This window comes from Pelomonas caseinilytica, from assembly GCF_021353235.1.
Taxonomy (GTDB): domain Bacteria; phylum Pseudomonadota; class Gammaproteobacteria; order Burkholderiales; family Burkholderiaceae_C; genus Pelomonas; species Pelomonas caseinilytica.
Window position 1 is genome coordinate 251,778 of record NZ_JAJTWT010000007.1, and the last position, 16,183, is coordinate 267,960.

Sequence of the window (16,183 nt, forward strand, 5' to 3'; positions counted from 1 at the left end):
GTGGGCGGTTGCCTCGGGGCTTCATCCTCAATCTCCCTCGACCCACTCCATGCGCGCGCCCAGCTCGCCGATGTGCTCGACGAAGTTGGGGTGGGCGCGGCGGATGGGCGTGGCGTTGCGGATCACGCTCTTGCCCGGGATGCTGGCCGCCACCATCAGCAGCGCGATGGCCACGCGGATGATGTAGGGGCTCTCGACCTCGGCCGGGCTCAGCGGCTTGCCGCCGAAGGTGATCATGCGATGCGGGTCGCTGAGGAAGGCGTGGCCGCCGAACTTGGCCAGCTCGCTCGTCCAGCCCATGGCGCCGTCGTAGACCTTGTTCCAGAACATCACGCTGCCCTCGGCCTTGACGCCCAGCGCCACGAAGATGGGCAGCAGGTCCACCGGCACATAGGGCCAGGGCGCGGCTTCGACCTTCTGCAGGATGTTGCGCGTGAAGGGCTCCTTCACCTTGAGCGGGCCGTTGGTGACGCAGCGGCTCCAGCCGCCCTCGTGCACGATCTGTACGCCGAACTTGGCGAAGGTGCGGTCCAGCAGCGGGAACATCTCCGGCGCACCGTTCTTGACCTGCACGTCGCCGCCGGTGATGGCGCCCAGCGCCAGGAAGGTGACGATCTCGTGGAAGTCTTCCGTGAAGGTGTAGTCGGCGCCGCCGAGCTCGTCGACGCCGGTGATCTTCAGCTTGGACGTGCCGTGGCCCTCGATCCGGGCGCCCAGCATGGACATGAAGTTGCAGAACTCCTGCACGTGCGGCTCGCTGGCGGCGTTGGTCAGCGTGGACACGCCGTCAGCCAGGGCCGCGCACAGCACGAAGTTCTCGGTCGTCGTGACCGAGGCGTAGTCCGTCCAGTGGGCGTTGGCGGTGAGCGGCCGGTGCACGCGCAGGATGAGGCCGTCGGGCAGGCGCTCGACCTGGGCGCCGAAGCGCTCGAACACCTCCACGTGCGGGTCGATCTCGCGCGCGCCCAGGGTGCAGCCCTTGACGTCGTCCTCGATGCGGGCGGCGCCGAAGCGCGCCATCAGCCCGGGCACCAGCATGATGGAAGAGCGCATCTCCTCGGGCAGGCGGTCGACGTTGGGGTCGAAGTGCGTGTGCTCGTGGTGGACGTCGAGGATGCCGGTCTTGAAGTCCAGCTCCACCTTGGAGCCGAGCTTGCGGAAGACCTCGACGATCTTCTTCACGTCGGTGATCTCCGGCACGCCGCGCAGGCGCACGGGCTGCCGGGTCAGCAGCGTGGCGCAGAGGATGGGCAGGACGGCGTTCTTGTTGGCCGAGGGGACGATGCGGCCCGAGAGGGGCGTGCCGCCGTGGACGATCAGGTGAGACATCGAATGACAGTTTGCGGTGCGCGCAAGCGGCGCGCGGTCGCATTGTCGGCGTTTGCGGCCCCAGCCAAGCATCGCGGCCCGGAAGCTTTGTTCCGGGCAAGGGGCATCAATCCTCCGCGGCCGGGTCCAGGCGCCTGGCCCTTGCCAGCCGCCAGGCGTCGGCCGGATCGGTGAAGACCTGCTCAGCCGTGGTACCCGTCTCGCGCCCGGCGGCGTCGATGGCGATGCGCTTGTCGAAGACGTAGCACTCGCCCTGCCAGTCGACCGCGGCGTCAGGGAAGGTCTCGAGGTAGTTCAGGATGCCGCCGTCGAGCTGAGCCACCCGCAGGCCCTGGGCCTGCATCCACGCCGCCGTCTTCTCGCAGCGGATGCCGCCGGTGCAGTACATCGCCACGGTGCGGTCCCGCCATTCGTCGCGACGGGCCAGCACGTAGGCCGGGAAGTCACGGAAGTGGGCAACGCCCGGGTCGACGGCGCCGCGGAAGCGCCCGAGCTTGAACTCGAAGCTGTTGCGGTTGTCGATGACGACGGTGCCCGGGTCGTCCAGCAGCTCGCGCCAGCGCTGCGGGCTGACGTGGCTGTCGGTGGCATCGCCCCGCACGCCCGGCACGCCGAAGGCCACGATCTCGCGCTTGACCGAGACCTTGAAGCGGCTGAAGGGCCGGCGCTCGCAGGCGTTGTGCTTGAAGTGCAGGCCGTCCAGGCCGGGCATCGCCTGCAGTTCCGCTTCCAGGGTCTGCACGGCCGACGCCTCGCCCGCGATGGCGGCACTCAGCCCCTCCTCCGCGACGAGCACCACGCCGCCGAGGGCGAGCGCTGCGCCGCGCTCACGCAACCAGTCCGCGAAGCCGGTCGGATCAGGCATCGGGGTAAAACGGTAGAAGGAGCTGTGGACGATGGCCATGGCTGCGGATTGTCGACCCGTACACTGGCCGAGCCATGTCCGACCGCCTCAAAGTCCTGCCCCAATACCTGATGCCCAAGGGCGCGATGACGCGCCTGGCGGGGCGCTATGCATCCAAGCCGCTGGGCGGGCTGACGACCTCGACCATCCGCCGCTTCGTCGCCCGCTACGGAGTGAACATGGCCGAGGCGGCCGAGCCCGACATCGCCGCCTACGCCACCTTCAACGACTTCTTCACGCGGGCCCTCAAGCCCGGCGCGAGGCCCATCGCCGACGCGCCCCTGGTCTGCCCCGTGGACGGCACCATCAGCCAGGTCGGCCGCATCGAGGGCAGCCAGGTCTTCCAGGCCAAGGGCCGCAAGTTCTCGACGACGGCCCTCGTCGGGGGCGACGCGGCGCTGGCGGCGCGCTTCGAGGACGGCCTCTTCGCCAACCTCTACCTCAGCCCCAAGGACTACCACCGCATCCACATGCCCGCCGCCGGCCGCCTCGTGCGCATGGTGCACGTGCCGGGCGAGCTGTTCTCCGTCAACCCGACGACGGCGCGCGGCGTGCCGGGCCTGTTCGCGCGCAACGAACGCGTCGTCTGCGTGTTCGACAACGACACCCTCGGCCGCTGGGTACTGGTGCTGGTGGGAGCCACCATCGTGGGCAGCATGGCCACCGTCTGGCATGGCGTCATCGCGCGCAAGGGTCCGGTGCGCGAGTGGGACTACCCGACCGGTCAGGTGGCCTTGGCCCAGGGCGAGGAGATGGGCCGCTTCCTGCTCGGCTCCACGGTAGTCATGCTGTTCGAGAAGAGCGGGCTCAGGTTCAACCCGGCATGGAAGCCGGGCGGCACCATCCGCATGGGCGAGCCGATGGCGGCCTGATCGGCCGCTCGGCGGGAGCGATCACCAGACGAAGGTCGCCACGCCGCTGGCGGGCAGTTCGTAGGCGAAGCGCCGGCCCGGCGCCTGCACGGTGAAGCGCCGCGGCGCGGCGGCCGAGTTGGAGACGATGAGCACGGTGCTGCCGTCGGGGTTGGTGAAAGCGACGTGGTCCAGGCCCGGCTTGCCGCCCGCGGCGGTCTCGGAGTCGACGCGCCAGGCGCCCTGCCGCACGAAGCGGCTGGCGTGGCCGAAGGCGTAGTACTCCATGTTGCGGGTGACCTGGCCGGTGGCGGGGTCGATGGTGACCATGCCGCGGCAGTCGGTGCAGCCGCCGAGGTGGGGGCCGTAGGCCGGGTCCAGCGCGAGGTTCCACATCAGCACGCCGCGGGCGCCGTTGCGAGTGCCGCCGATGACGAGGTTGCGCATCATCCAGGGCAGGGTCTCGGCCCAGTGCGGCTTCCACTCGCCGCCCGAGCATTCGGTCAGCCAGACGTCCAGCTTGGGGAAGTGCCGGGCCACCTCGCTCTGGGCCGACACGTCGCCCTCGTAGCAATGCCAGGCGACACCGGACACGTACTGGCGCGCCTTCGCGTCGGCCAGCATGGACAGCGGGCTCCAGGCCTGGTCCCAGTTGTGGTCCCACTCCAGGATCTGAGTCTTCAGGCCCCTGGCCTTCAGCAGCGGCCCGAGGTGTTCGCCGACGACGGCCGCGCGCGTGGCCGGCGGCATGCGCATGCCGGGATAGTCGTTGGGCTCGAAGTGGGGTTCGTTCTGCAGCGTCAGCGCGAAGATGGGCACGCCCTCGGCCTGCATGGCGTCGACGTAACGCACCAGGTAGCGGGCGAAGGCGCCGTGGAACTCGGGCTTGAGCTGACCCTTGACGAGGCTGTCGGTCGTCTTCATCCAGCCCGGTGCACTCCAGGGCGAGGCCATGACCTGGAGGGCGGGATTGAGGGCCAGGGCCTGCCTGGTCAGCGGGACGACGTCGGCCCGCTCGGGATCGAGCGAGAAATGCTTCAACTCGGGGTCGGCCTGGCCGGAGGGCATGTCGTCCAGGCTGTAGTGGCGGCGCGAGAAGTCCGAGGCGCCGATGGTCAGCCGCGTGAGCTCGAAGCCCAGGCCACCGTCCTCGCGGGTGAAGAGCTCGCGCATCAGGGCGCCGCGCTGCGCGTCCTTGAGCCCGTGGCGGATCAGCCAGGCCGAGCCTTCGGTGATGGAGGCGCCGAAGCCGGCGATGCGCTGGTGCCGGTGGCGGGTGTCGATGCGGATGACGGCGTCGGCCTTGGCGGCGGGCTCGGCCACGGCGCTGGCCGCGAGCAGGTGCTGCTGGTCGGCCGTGGTCAGGAAGGCCCGCACAGGCGCGGCGTTAGCGAGGCCGGCGAGCGCGGCCGTCAGGGTGAGGAGGATGGTCTTCATGAGGAAGGGTCACGGAGCCGCGCAGTGGGCGGCGATGAAATCGGCGTGCGAGGGCATGACCTCCACGCAGCGGCGCACGACCGTGCGGACGTCGTCCACGAAGGCCTGTGCACGGGGGCGGGCACTCAGCTCGGCCAGCGGATGGTGGCCGCGGGGCCGCAGGCCCTGGCCGACGAAGACTTGCAGCCAACTCGGCTCGGAGAAGAGCTCCTGGCCGCGGCGGTCGAGATGGCCGGCGGCGGCGAAGAGGTCCATGCGAGCCCACAGCGACTCCGGCACGGCCATGTCCCGGCAGTGGCGCCAGAACGGCGAGTCGCCGCGGCGGGTCAGCTTGTAGTGCAGGATGATGAAGTCCCGCACGGACTCCATCTCCGCGGCGAACTGACGGTTGTACTCGGCGGCATTGGCAGAGGCGAATTCGGTGTCGGGCAGGAGCTCGATCAGGCGCAGGATGGCGCTCTGGATCAGGTGGATGCTGGTGGACTCCAGCGGTTCCAGGAAGCCGCTGGACAGGCCGATGGCCACGCAGTTGCCGACCCAGGCCTCGCGGCGGCGTCCGGTGCGGAAGCGGATGATCCTGGGCTCGGCAAGCGCTTCGCCCTCGAGCTGGCTCAGCAGGGTTTCGCGTGCCGTCGCTTCGTCGACGAAGGCGCTGGCGAAGACGTGGCCATTGCCGGTGCGGTGTTGCAGCGGGATGCGCCATTGCCACCCCGACTCCTGCGCCGTGGCCCGGGTGAATGGCAGCAATGGCCCGCACGATGCCGTCGGCACGGCCCAGGCCCGGTCGCAGGGCAGCCAATGGGACCAATCCTCGAACGGGACGCCCAGGGCCTTGTCGATCAGCAGCGCGTGCAGGCCGGAGCAGTCGATGAAGAAGTCGCCGTCGACCACCTGGCCGCCCTGCAACACCAGGCGCCGGATGTGGCCACTGCCGTCGTCGCGCTCCACCCGCGCGATGCGCCCTTCAGTGCGCTGCACGCCCGCCGCTTCGGCATGGCGGCGCAGCAGGGCGGCATAGCGCGAGGCGTCGAAGTGGAAGGCATAGGCGATGCCGGCCAGGGGCGAGCCGGCCATCTCGGGGCGGGGCCGCATGAAGCGGCCGGCGAGGGCGGCCTGGTTGTTCAGCGAATAGTCCGCCAGCGAACCGGGCGCGCCCAGGCGCAGCCAATGCTGATGGAAGGGCAGCGCGTCCAGCGGCCGGCCGACGTCGCCGAAGGCATGCATGTAGCGCTCGCCGCGCTCGCCCCAGTCGACGAATTCGATGCCGAGCTTGAAGCTGCCGCCGGTCTCGCGCAGGAACTCGTCCTCGTCCAGGCCGATGAAGGCATTGAAATTGCGGATGGGCGGAATGGTGGCCTCGCCGACGCCGACGATGCCGATCTCGTCGGACTCGATGAGCTGCAGGCTCCAGCGCGCCTCACCGTCCTTGCCGAGCAGGCGCAAAGCCAGCGCCGCCGCGGTCATCCAGCCGGCGGTACCCCCGCCCACGATGACGATGCGGCGGATCTCTCTCATAGCCTTTGCTCGGACGCCGCGTCGAAGACGCCGAGCTGGCTTTCGTCGACGTCGAAGCCCAGCACGTCGCCCATGGCGATGCGCCGGCCATCGTGGACGAGGACGGACAGGGCCTGCTCGCCCAGCTGCATCCACACCACCTGGTGGTTGCCCATGGGCTCCACGAGCTGCACCGTGGCGCGCCAGCGGCCGTCGTCCTGCAGGCGCAGGTGCTCGGGCCGCACGCCCAGCACCAGGTCCTGGCCCGGCTTCACCCGGCCGGCGGCCAGCCGCAGCGGCAGGGCGCCTTCGAGCGAGACGCCGTCCGCGGCGACGCGGGCCGGCACGAGGTTGATGGCCGGTGCGCCGAGGAAGCCCGCGACGAAGAGGTTGGCCGGGCGCTCGTAGACCTCGGCCGGCGTGCCGATCTGCTGGATGACGCCGCTCTTCATGACCACGATGCGCGTGGCCAGGGTCATGGCCTCGACCTGGTCGTGGGTGACGTAGACCATGGTGCTGCCCAGGGTCTGGTGCAGCAGCTTGAGCTCGCGGCGCAGTTCCGCGCGCAGCTTGGCGTCGAGGTTGGACAGGGGTTCGTCGAAGAGGAAGACGCCGGCCTCGCGCACCAGGGCCCGGCCGATGGCCACGCGCTGGCGCTGGCCGCCGGAGAGCTGGGCCGGCTTGCGGTCGAGCAAGGGCGTGAGCTGCAGCATCTGCGCGGCCTTGTCGACGCGCCGCGCGATCTCGGCCTTGGGCACGCGGGCCACGCGCAGGCCGAAGCTCATGTTCTTCTCGACCGTCATGGTCGGGTAGAGGGCATAGCTCTGGAAGACCATGCCGATGCCGCGCTCGGCGGGCTCGGCATGGGTCATGTCCTGCCCACCGATGTGGATGCTGCCGCCGCTCACGTCGATGAGGCCGGCGATGCTGTGCAGCAGTGTGGACTTGCCGCAGCCCGAGGGGCCGAGCAGCACGAGGAATTCGCCTTCGTGGACCTGCAGGTCCAGGCCCTTGATGACTTCGTTGTGGCCGAACTTGATGCTCAGGCCCTGGATGTTCACGCCACTCACTTGACGGCTCCCGCTGCGATGCCGCGGACGAACCAGCGGCCGGAAATCAGATAGACCAACAGGGGCACCGCCGACGTGAGGATGGTCGCCGCCATGTTGAGGTTGTAGAGGCGCTCGCCCGTCGTCGTGTTGATGACGTTGTTGAGCTGCACGGTCATCGGCAGGTTGTCGCGGCCGGCGAAGGTGAGGCCCAGGATGTAGTCGTTCCACACGCCGGTGATCTGCATGATGGCCGCGACGATCAGCATGGGCGTGGACATCGGCAGCACCAGCTGAACGAAGATGCGCCAGAAGCCGCCGCCATCGACCCGCGCCGCCTTGAAGAGCTCGCCCGGCAGGCCCGCGTAGTAGTTGCGGAAGAGCAGGGTCATGATGGGCATCGCGAAGACGACGTGCACGACGACGATGCCGGGCAGGCTGCTGTAGATGCCGATGGCGGCTTCCAGCTTGACGAGCGGGTAGATCATCACCTGGATGGGGATGAAGGCGCCGAGCATCAGCGTGCCGAAGAGCCACTCGCCGCCCTTGGGCTTCCACCACGACAGCGCGTAGCCGTTGAGGGCGCCGAGCAGGATGGGCAGGATGACCGAGGGCACGGCGATGGCGACGGAGTTCCAGAAGCCGCCACGCACGCCTTCGCAGTTGACGCCGGTGCAGGCTTCGCTCCAGGCGGCCCGCCAGGCATCGAAGCTGGGCGCCGACGGCAGCGCGAAGATCTGGCCGAGGCGGATCTCCTCCATGCTCTTGAAGGAGGTCGTCAGCATCACGTACAGCGGCAGCAGGAAGAAGGCCGCGGCGAAGAGGAGGAAGGCGTAGACGCCAAGGCGCGCCCAGGTCTTGCTGGCCTTGCGTGGCTGAGTCATGTCTGCGCACCCCTGCAGAGCTGAACACGGCCACAGAGGCACAGAGACACAGAGAGACTTTCATCCCGCTGCCTCTGTGCCTCTGTGCCTCTGTGGCTTTGCTTGAATTTCATGTCAGTGGCCTCCCTGCGCCTTTTGACGGCTGCGGGCATAGGCCAGCGGCGCGATCAGCGCCAGCACCGTGATCAGCAGCATCACCGCGCCGGCCGACGCGAGCGCGAGGTTGGCGCGGCCGAAGAGGTGGTCCATGATGAACTTGGCCGGCACGTCGCTGGCGGTGCCGGGGCCGCCCTGGGTCATGGCGACGACGGTGTCGAAGACCTTGACCACGCCGGTGGCCAGCAGCGTGAAGACGGTGGCCAGCGTCGGGCCCATCATCGGCAGCACCACGGAGAGGTAGACCCGCCAGGTCGGGATGCCGTCCAGGCGGGCGGCCTTCCAGATCTCCTCGTCGATGCCGCGCAGGCCGGCGAGCATCAGCGCCATCACGAGACCCGCGCCCTGCCAGGTGCCGGCGATGACGACGGTGTAGATGACCATGTCCTGGTCGACGATCCAGTCGAACTGGAAGTTCGTCCAGCCCATCTGCTGCAGGGCGTTCTGCAGGCCGCTGTCGGGGTTGAGCACCCACTGCCAGACCAGGCCCGTGGCGACGAAGGACATCGCGTAGGGATAGAGGAAGGCCGTGCGCAGCACGCCTTCGCCACGCACCTTCTGGTCGATGAAGACGGCCAGCAGGAAGCCCAGCACCATGGCGGCGGCGATGTAGAGCACGCCGTAGACGGCCAGGTTGTGGATGGCGTGCTGCCAGCGCTCGTTGTCGAGCAGGCGCTCGAACTGCTGCAGGCCGACGAAGTCGCTGCTCGGGAAGGTGCGCGAGCTGGACATGGACGTGCGCACCGTCCAGAGCACCGTACCGACATAACCGACCAGGACAATGACAGCCAGGGGCAGCAGTGCCGTCCAGGCCGCGAGGGAGCGACGCTTCATCAGGACCTCAACGCCGAGACGATGTCCTTCTGGACCTTTTCCACCGGGATGTTGCGGTTCCAGTAGCCGGTGAGGACGTCCTGCAGGGCGCCGTTCTGGTCGGGCGTGATGTAGATCTCGCCGTTGCCGAGGTGGCGCGACTTGTCCTTCATCGCGGCGATGCCGAGCTGGGCGCAGGCGTCCATCTTGCTGGCGTCGACGTCGGTGCGGATGGGGATGGAGCCCTTCTTGATGCTGAAGGCCACCTGTGTCGCCGGCTGGGTGATGACGCTGGCGAGCAGTTGCTGGGCCTTGACCTGGTCGGGCTTGTCGGTCTTGGGGAAGACCATCACGTCGCCCTGGATGATGTAGGGGGCATGGGGACCGAAGCCGGGGCTGCAGCCGTAGTCCTTGCCGGCCTCCTGGCGCGCCTGGGCGAACTCGCCCTTGGCCCAGTCGCCCATGATCTGCACGCCGGCCCGGCCGCTGATCAGCATGGCGGTGGCGTCGTTCCAGTTGCGACCGGGCGAGCCCTTGTCGGTATAGCTCTGCAGGCGCTTGAAGGCGAGCAGCACCTTTTTGAAGTCCTCGCCCATGATGGCCTTGGGGTCGCGGTCGCGGAAGATCTTCAGGTAGAGGTCGCGGCCACCGTAGTGGGCCAGCGTCGCGGTGAAGACGATGCCGTCCTGCCAGGGCTGGCCGCCGTGGGCCAGGGGCACGAGGCCGGCGGCCTTGAGCTTGTCCAGCGCGGCGAAGAGCTCGTCGAAGGTCTTGGGCTCCTCGGCGATGCCGGCTTTCTTGAACGCGGCCTTGGAGTACCAGAACCAGGCCATGTTGTGGATGTCCACCGGCGCGGCGTAGTAGTGCCCCTTGACCTTGATGGCCTGGAGCACGGTCTCGGGCAGGAACTTGTCCCAGCCGTCGCGCTGGGCCACGGCGTCGACGTTGTTCAGCAGGCCCTGGTCGACGATGTCGCGGAACTGCTGGGTGGTGTTGAACTGCGCGGCCGTGGGCGGGTTGCCGCCGGCGATGCGGTTGATGGCCACGGAACGCGCCTGCTCACCCAGCGCCACCGCCGTGTCCACCCAGACGCCGCCCTGGGCGCGGTAGGCCTCGGCTAGCGTCTTGACGGCTGCGGACTCGCCGCCGGAGGTCCACCAGTGGATGACTTCGGCCTTGAGCTGGGCGGCGGCGGGAAGGGCCGTGGCCGCGAGGGCGACGGCGGCCAGGGCATGGCGGGCGTACTTCATCTTGTCTCCGAATCTGTTGGACGGCGGGCGCAGTGTCACCCGGGAAAGCGCTTTCCGTCCTGAGGGAGGACCCTGTAATCTTTCATTTAGAAACCGCATGTACCCCAGGAATCGCCGGCCTTGCCGCGTTAATCATTCGTTCAAGAACCGGCCGTACCACAGACCGCTGTCCTTGAGGATGCGCCGCTGCGTCGCGTAGTCGACATAGGCCAGGCCGAAGCGGCGCAGATAGCCCTCGGCCCATTCGAAGTTGTCCAGCAGGCTCCAGGCGAAGTAGCCCTTGACCGGCACGCCGGCATCGATGGCCTGCTTGAGCGCGGCGAGGTGGCGTTGGAGATAGGACAGGCGCTGGGCGTCGTGCACGCGGCCGTCGGCCGTCAGCACGTCTTCGAAGGTGGAGCCGTTCTCCGTCAGCTGGATGACGGCGGGCGCGTAGTCGCGCTGGATGCGGGTCAGCAGCTCGACGAGGCCCTGCGGCGAGACCTCCCAGCCGAAGGCCGTGCGCTCGACGCCCTCGCGCTCGACCAGGGCGGTGCCCATGGGGCCGCCGGCCGGGTCGTCCCTGACGACCTCGGGGAAGTAGTAGTTCACGCCGAGGAAGTCGGTCGCCGTCGCGATGGCATCGAGGTCGCCGGGTTCCACGCGGGGCGCGGCGGCGCCGAGCAAGGCCAGCGTGTCTTGCGGGTAGCCGCGGCCGAAGAGGGGGTCGAGGAACCAGCGGTTGCGCAGGCCGTCGTGGCGGCGCACGGCGGCGGCGTCCTCGTCCCGGCTGCTCGCGGGCGCGATGGGATGCAGGCTGAGCGTGATGCCCACATCGGCACCGGCCGAGTTGCGGCGGATGAGAGGAATGGCCTGACCGTGGGAGAGGAGCACGTGGTGGCAGGCCTGCAGGGCGTCGGGCAGGCTGCGGCCACCGGGGGCGTGCACGCCTTCCCAGTAGCTCATCATGCAGGAGCACCAGGGCTCGTTGTGCGTGATCCAGTGCTTGACGCGGTCACCCAGGCGGCGGGTGACGACGTCGGTGTATTCGAGGAAGGCGGCGACCGTATCGCGCGAGGTCCAGCCGCCGCGATCCTGCAGCGCCTGGGGGAGGTCCCAGTGATAAAGGGTGGCCCAGGGGTCGAGGCCGCGCTCCAGCATGCCGTCGACCAGCCGGTCGTAGAAGGCCAGGCCCGCCTCGTTCACCGGGCCGCGGCCGTTGGGCAGGATGCGGGGCCAGGCGATGGAGAAACGATAGGCGTTGACGCCCAGCGCCCTGGCCATGTCGAGGTCCTGCGGCCAGAGGTGATAGTGATCGCAGGCGACCAGGCCGTTGGAGCCATCGCGGATGCGGCCGGGCTCGCTGCAGAAGCGGTCCCAGATGGACTCGCCCCGGCCATCCTCCCGGCCTGCGCCCTCGATCTGGAAGGAGGAGGTGGAGACGCCCCAGCGGAAGTCGGCGGGGAAGGCGGAGCGGCGGAGCGCGGCGGAATCGGTCATCGAGAGTTCAGGTTGGGAGCAGCGCAATGGGCGGCGATGTAGTCCGCGTGGCTGGGCATCACGTCCACGCAACGCGCGATCACGTCGCGGGTATTGCGCACGAACGCCAGCACTTCGTCGGCGGGGCGTAGCAAGACAAAGGGGTGGTGGCCTTGGGCATGGATGCCCTGCCCCTCCATCACCTGGACCCAGCTCAGCTCACCGAAGAGCTCGTTGTCGTCGCGGAAGAAGCGCGCGCTGCTGCGGTAGAGGTCGATCTTGTGCTGCAAGCTGTCCGGGATGTCCATGTCCCGGCATTGGCGCCAGAACGGCGAGTCATCGCGCCGCGTCGCCTTGTAATGCAGCACGATGAAGTCGCGCACGCGCTCGTACTCGATGCGGGCCTGGCGGTTGGCCTCATCCGCCTCGGCAGCCGAGTCGGCACCGCGCGGAAACAGATTCATCAGCCGGAAGATCGCCGTCTGGATCAGGTGGATGTTGGTAGACTCGATGGGCTCGAAGAAACCGGCCGCAAGGCCGATGGCGACGCAGTTCCTGCTCCATACCTTGCGCCGTCTTCCGGGCACGTAGGTGACGTGGCGAGGCTCGGCCAGCGGAGCACCATCCAGGCCCTTGAGCAGGATGGCGGTGGCCTCGGCCTGGTCCATGAAGCGGCTGGAGTAGACATGCCCGTTGCCGATGCGGTGTTGGAGCGGGATGCGCCATTGCCACCCAGCCGGCCGGGCGGTGGCCCTTGTGATGGGCAGCAGGGGCGCGACGGCCTCGCTGGGCACGGCGACGGCCCGGTCGCACATCAGCCAGCGGGACCAGTCCTCGTAGCCGGTCTTCAGCGTCTGCTCGATGAGCAGCGCCCGCATCCCCGAGCAGTCGACGAAGAAGTCGCCCTCGACGCAGCGCCCGTCCTCCAGCACCACGCCAGCAATGGCGCCATCTTCCTGTTGGCGTACCTCGACGATCTTGCCTTCGATGCGCTGCACGCCTTGGCGTTCGCTGCGGCCGCGCAGGAAGCGGGCATAGAGGCCGGCATCGAAGTGATAGGCATGCACGATCTCGCTGAGCGGCGAGTTCTGCATGCCGCGCTCGGGTCGCATGAACTTGGCGGCACGAGGCGCGACGGTATTGATGGAGCAGTCGGCGAGCGGCACCGACTCTCCCAGAGCCTGGGCGCGCAGCCAGAAGTGGTGGAAGGGCAAGCCATCCAGCTCAGGCCCGAGCTTGCCGAACCCATGGATGTAGCGCTCCCCCGGTGCGAGCCAGTCGACAAATTCAATGCCGAGCTTGAAGGTCCCGCGGGTCTCCCGCAGGAACTCGTCTTCGTCGACACCGAGCATGGCGTTGAAGGTGGCGATGTGGGGGATGGTGGCCTCCCCCACGCCGATGATGCCAATCTCGTCAGATTCGACGAGCGTGATCTCCACCTGCCCGCGCAGATGCTTGGACAGCGCGGCCGCAGTCATCCAGCCCGCCGTCCCTCCACCAACGATGACGCATCGACGGATCACGCGAGGCTAGAACTTGTACGAGGCCCCGAGCAGGAGCACGCGACCAAAGTTGTCGACCTTCCAGGGCAGCAGCCCCTTGGAATTGCCCGCCGATCCAACCACCTCGGGCCCACGCGTCTGCACGGCCGATGCGTTGGTGAGGTTGTTGATCTGCAGCGTCAACGACAAGCCCTTGAGATCGCCCGTCTCGAACGCGTAGCCGAGTTGCAGGTCGATTTGCTTTTCAGCGCCAATCTGCGTGTTCGTTTCGGTACCGAGCAAGACGCTGCGCGTACTGGCTGTGAAAGACGAGCGGTAACGCTGGCCGATGCGGGCCGAGATGCCGTTCTTCTCGTAGTACAGCGCCAGGCTGTTGACGATGCCGGAGAAACCGTCGAGGTTGATCGGGTTGCCGTTGTTGTCCTTCGGCAGCCGGTTGCGGGTCAGCGACTCGCTGGCCACGATACCGAAGCCGTCGAGCGCCGGCGTGAGCCAGCCGGCATCCAGGCTGGTGCTGAACTCGAAGCCGTAGACGCTGCCCCCCTCACCGTTGGCCTGCGTCGTGATGTCGCCGAGATTGGGGTTGCAATCGGGCTTGGCCGCCGAGCAGCCGGGAACCAGCGTCTTGGAGTAGTTCGGGAAGCCGCTGAAATCCCGCGTCGTCGTCTGCTGGTAGACGAAGCTGTTCAGCTTCTTGTAGAAGCTCGCCAACGCGACGTAGCTGCGCTTGCCGAGGTACTGCTCAATCGACATGTCCACCGACTGGGCGCGCCACGGCTGCAGATCGGGCTTGCCGCCGTTACCGGCAGTCCAGTGACCATACTTCTCGTCAACCGCGACCGAGTTGGCGACCAGCTTGGGCTGGTCGGCTCCAGCGCGCATGTCATCCATCCGCGGCCGGGCCATCGTCTTGGCCAAGCCAAGGCGATACACCAGGTTGGGCGTGAAGTTGAAGATCAGGTTCAGGCTGGGGAGATAGTCGGTATAGCTCGTGCCTCCGCTGACCGGGATGACGGTGCCCGTCGAGGCGCCGGAGCTGCCGTCGTTCCAGGCGACACCGTCCGAATTCTGCTGCGTGCGCACCGCCTGGAGGCCGACGTTGCCCCGCAGTGGAACGCTGCCCAGCTTGGTGTCGATATCGAGCTTGGCAAAGGCCGTGGTGACCTTTTCATGGACGGCGTACTTGTTGTCCTTGGCCGACCAGGGGTCCTTGGCCACGGCGGTGTAGAGGCCCATCACGCTCGGCACATCCCAGGACAGGATGCTTTGATGGATGTTGCCGAAGTCGATGGACACCGGGCCGCGCAGGGCTGCGGTGGGAATGTCGACATTCGTGCTCGCCAGCTGCAACCGGAAGGCGTCGGACTGGACGGTCTTGTCGCGCTGGTTGTGGGCCAGGCCGAACTCCAGCCCCGACAGCGGACCCCAGTCCAAGGCGTATTTGCCAGCCAGCTTCAGGGACTTGATTTCGTCGCGGTAGTGCGGCGTCCGCTGCTCGGCCCAATCTGGGTCATTCGTCAACTTGACCACCGACGATGACGTGAGATCCTGGGTGGTCGACCAACTTTGCTGACCCGTGGCATCCAGGCCCGAGAAGCTGAAGCCCACGTTGGTTACCGGCCGCGCGACGGACTGGATGTAGTTCTCGTTGCGGACGGAACGGGAGTAGCCGATGTCGCCATCGATGCTGAACTTGTCGCTCAGCTTCAGCTCGTTCTTCCAGCCCAGCGAGGTGATCTCGTCCGTGCGCTTGAAGTTCTTGTTGTAGACCAGGCTGTGGCCGTTCGCGACCGAGCCGCTGGCGATGAGGGTGTTGCCATTGACCACGGCAGTGCCGGTGTTGGAGAAGGCCGCGGCGGGGCTGCTCCAAAGGCCGATGTCGCCGACCCAGTGATGCGCGACGCGGTCCTGCTCAAACTTCGAGTAATAGAGGTCGGCCACGCTGTGGAAGTTGGCGTTCGGCTTGAACTCCAGGACGCCCATGAAGCCATCGCGCACCTGCTTGCTGGAGGTGACGCTGGTCTCGAAACCCTGGGCGAACTGCGCACGATCGCCGGCCGTGCCGACGGCGGGCACGCCCTGCGCCCCGGCGCCCCACTTGCTGACGTAGTCGCCGTAGCGCCAGACCTCGTACTTCTTCTCCTGGCCCGGCGAATCCAGGTGGGCGTAGCCCAGCGACAGACCGACGGTGCGATCGGCGAACTGGTCGATGTAGGAAAAGCTCAGCCGGTTGCCGTTGGCGCCCTTGCCCGTCGACGACAGGCCGCCGTTGGAGTTGCGCTCCATGCGTGCGCCGACGGCCATCTGGCGCGAGCCGAGGCTCAACGGCATGACGGGGCGGATGTCGATGGTGCCCGCGAGGCCTTGGCCGATCACCGCGGCATCGGGCGTCTTGTAGACCAGCACCTGCCCGACCAACTCGGACGGGAATTGGTCGTATTCGGCGGCGCGGCCGTCACCTGAACTGACCACCTGCCGGCCATTCAGCAAGCCGACCGAATAGTCCGGACCCAGGCCGCGGATCGAGATCGCCGAAGGCCGGCCGTCGATGCGTTGGGCAGCAAGACCCGGCAGCCGCGCGATCGAATCGGCGATGCTGGCGTCCGGCAGCTTGCCAATGTCCTCGGCCGAAACGGCCTCCACGATCGAGTCCGACAGGCGCTTGGCGCTGATCGAGGATTCGAGACTGGCCCGAAAGCCCGTGACCGTCACCGTCTCCAGCTTCTCGTCCTTGGTCGGCGCCGTCTGTGCCGCCGAAAGCAGCGGTACGCTCAAGAGCCCGGCACAGACGGTAGCGATCGGCGTGAGCCGGAGCGACCGGCTCCGTGAAATGGACCGGGAAGCGCGCACCGTGGCGCGCAAGGCATGGGCTGTCATCTTGTGAGTCTCCTGGTTCGTCTTGTTCGCTGCCTGGCCGGCCCTCCCGCCCCCGCTTGTAGACCCCGGGGCGATGGAATTGGAACCGGTTCCAAACGCCGCGCAAATCTAATGTCTTGCTGAGTGGCTTGTCAATCGACGCGGTCCCAGGGATTGACGTTTTTTTGTCTCACCCACTA

At 67.8% G+C, this 16,183-nt stretch carries 12 protein-coding genes; 1 reads left to right on the forward strand and 11 read right to left on the reverse strand.

The window, feature by feature from the left end:
- Positions 1-27: 27 nt before the first annotated feature.
- Both LXT12_RS17960 and trhO read right to left on the reverse strand, forming a co-directional pair.
- Positions 28-1,329, reverse strand: coding sequence for a UDP-N-acetylglucosamine 1-carboxyvinyltransferase (locus tag LXT12_RS17960; protein WP_233393658.1), 1,302 nt, complete (start codon positions 1,327-1,329; stop codon positions 28-30).
- Positions 1,330-1,435: 106 nt separating this feature from the next.
- On the reverse strand, positions 1,436-2,233 hold the full coding sequence (trhO, locus tag LXT12_RS17965; RefSeq protein ID WP_233393659.1) for an oxygen-dependent tRNA uridine(34) hydroxylase TrhO: 798 nt from the start codon (positions 2,231-2,233) through the stop codon (positions 1,436-1,438).
- A 35-nt stretch (positions 2,234-2,268) separates the two neighbouring features.
- Between trhO and asd the strand changes: the two genes are divergently transcribed.
- Positions 2,269-3,105 (forward strand): archaetidylserine decarboxylase, encoded by an 837-nt coding sequence (gene asd / locus LXT12_RS17970; protein ID WP_233393660.1) that lies wholly within the window; start codon positions 2,269-2,271, stop codon positions 3,103-3,105.
- A 21-nt stretch (positions 3,106-3,126) separates the two neighbouring features.
- Here asd and LXT12_RS17975 read toward each other — a convergent pair whose 3' ends face one another.
- From LXT12_RS17975 to LXT12_RS18015, 9 genes are all read right to left on the reverse strand, one after another.
- Positions 3,127-4,521: a glycoside hydrolase family 30 protein gene (locus LXT12_RS17975; protein WP_233393661.1), complete on the reverse strand. Its 1,395-nt coding sequence runs from the start codon at positions 4,519-4,521 to the stop codon at positions 3,127-3,129.
- 9 nt (positions 4,522-4,530) lie between these two features.
- Positions 4,531-6,036 carry a tryptophan halogenase family protein gene (locus LXT12_RS17980; RefSeq protein WP_233393662.1) on the reverse strand — a complete coding sequence of 502 codons (1,506 nt, stop codon included), beginning with the start codon at positions 6,034-6,036 and terminating at the stop codon, positions 4,531-4,533.
- Positions 6,033-7,085, reverse strand: coding sequence for an ABC transporter ATP-binding protein (locus tag LXT12_RS17985; protein ID WP_233393663.1), 1,053 nt, complete (start codon positions 7,083-7,085; stop codon positions 6,033-6,035). Before LXT12_RS17985 ends, LXT12_RS17980 begins: the two co-directional genes overlap by 4 nt.
- Positions 7,082-7,948 carry a carbohydrate ABC transporter permease gene (locus LXT12_RS17990; protein WP_233393664.1) on the reverse strand — a complete coding sequence of 289 codons (867 nt, stop codon included), beginning with the start codon at positions 7,946-7,948 and terminating at the stop codon, positions 7,082-7,084. Before LXT12_RS17990 ends, LXT12_RS17985 begins: the two co-directional genes overlap by 4 nt.
- Before the next feature lie 114 nt (positions 7,949-8,062).
- Entirely contained in the window at positions 8,063-8,938 is an 876-nt protein-coding gene (locus LXT12_RS17995) for a carbohydrate ABC transporter permease (protein WP_233393665.1), read from the reverse strand.
- Positions 8,938-10,167: an ABC transporter substrate-binding protein gene (locus tag LXT12_RS18000; RefSeq protein ID WP_233393666.1), complete on the reverse strand. Its 1,230-nt coding sequence runs from the start codon at positions 10,165-10,167 to the stop codon at positions 8,938-8,940. Before LXT12_RS18000 ends, LXT12_RS17995 begins: the two co-directional genes overlap by 1 nt.
- Before the next feature lie 132 nt (positions 10,168-10,299).
- Positions 10,300-11,646, reverse strand: a complete 1,347-nt coding sequence (locus LXT12_RS18005) for a GH1 family beta-glucosidase (RefSeq protein ID WP_233393667.1) — start codon at positions 11,644-11,646, stop codon at positions 10,300-10,302.
- Positions 11,643-13,148: a tryptophan halogenase family protein gene (locus LXT12_RS18010; protein ID WP_349255036.1), complete on the reverse strand. Its 1,506-nt coding sequence runs from the start codon at positions 13,146-13,148 to the stop codon at positions 11,643-11,645. Before LXT12_RS18010 ends, LXT12_RS18005 begins: the two co-directional genes overlap by 4 nt.
- 6 nt (positions 13,149-13,154) lie before the next feature.
- On the reverse strand, positions 13,155-16,004 hold the full coding sequence (locus LXT12_RS18015) for a TonB-dependent receptor (protein ID WP_233393669.1): 2,850 nt from the start codon (positions 16,002-16,004) through the stop codon (positions 13,155-13,157).
- Between the last annotated feature and the right edge of the window lie 179 nt (positions 16,005-16,183).

Coding starts and splice junctions, on each gene's coding strand:
- LXT12_RS17975 (WP_233393661.1), bottom strand. CDS start 4,521: ATGAAGACCATCCTCCTCACCCTGACGGCCGCGCTCGCCGGCCTCGCT.
- asd (WP_233393660.1), top strand. CDS start 2,269: ATGTCCGACCGCCTCAAAGTCCTGCCCCAATACCTGATGCCCAAGGGC.
- LXT12_RS18000 (WP_233393666.1), bottom strand. CDS start 10,167: ATGAAGTACGCCCGCCATGCCCTGGCCGCCGTCGCCCTCGCGGCCACG.
- LXT12_RS17995 (WP_233393665.1), bottom strand. CDS start 8,938: ATGAAGCGTCGCTCCCTCGCGGCCTGGACGGCACTGCTGCCCCTGGCT.
- trhO (WP_233393659.1), bottom strand. CDS start 2,233: ATGGCCATCGTCCACAGCTCCTTCTACCGTTTTACCCCGATGCCTGAT.
- LXT12_RS18015 (WP_233393669.1), bottom strand. CDS start 16,004: ATGACAGCCCATGCCTTGCGCGCCACGGTGCGCGCTTCCCGGTCCATT.
- LXT12_RS18005 (WP_233393667.1), bottom strand. CDS start 11,646: ATGACCGATTCCGCCGCGCTCCGCCGCTCCGCCTTCCCCGCCGACTTC.
- LXT12_RS17990 (WP_233393664.1), bottom strand. CDS start 7,948: ATGACTCAGCCACGCAAGGCCAGCAAGACCTGGGCGCGCCTTGGCGTC.
- LXT12_RS17980 (WP_233393662.1), bottom strand. CDS start 6,036: ATGAGAGAGATCCGCCGCATCGTCATCGTGGGCGGGGGTACCGCCGGC.
- LXT12_RS17960 (WP_233393658.1), bottom strand. CDS start 1,329: ATGTCTCACCTGATCGTCCACGGCGGCACGCCCCTCTCGGGCCGCATC.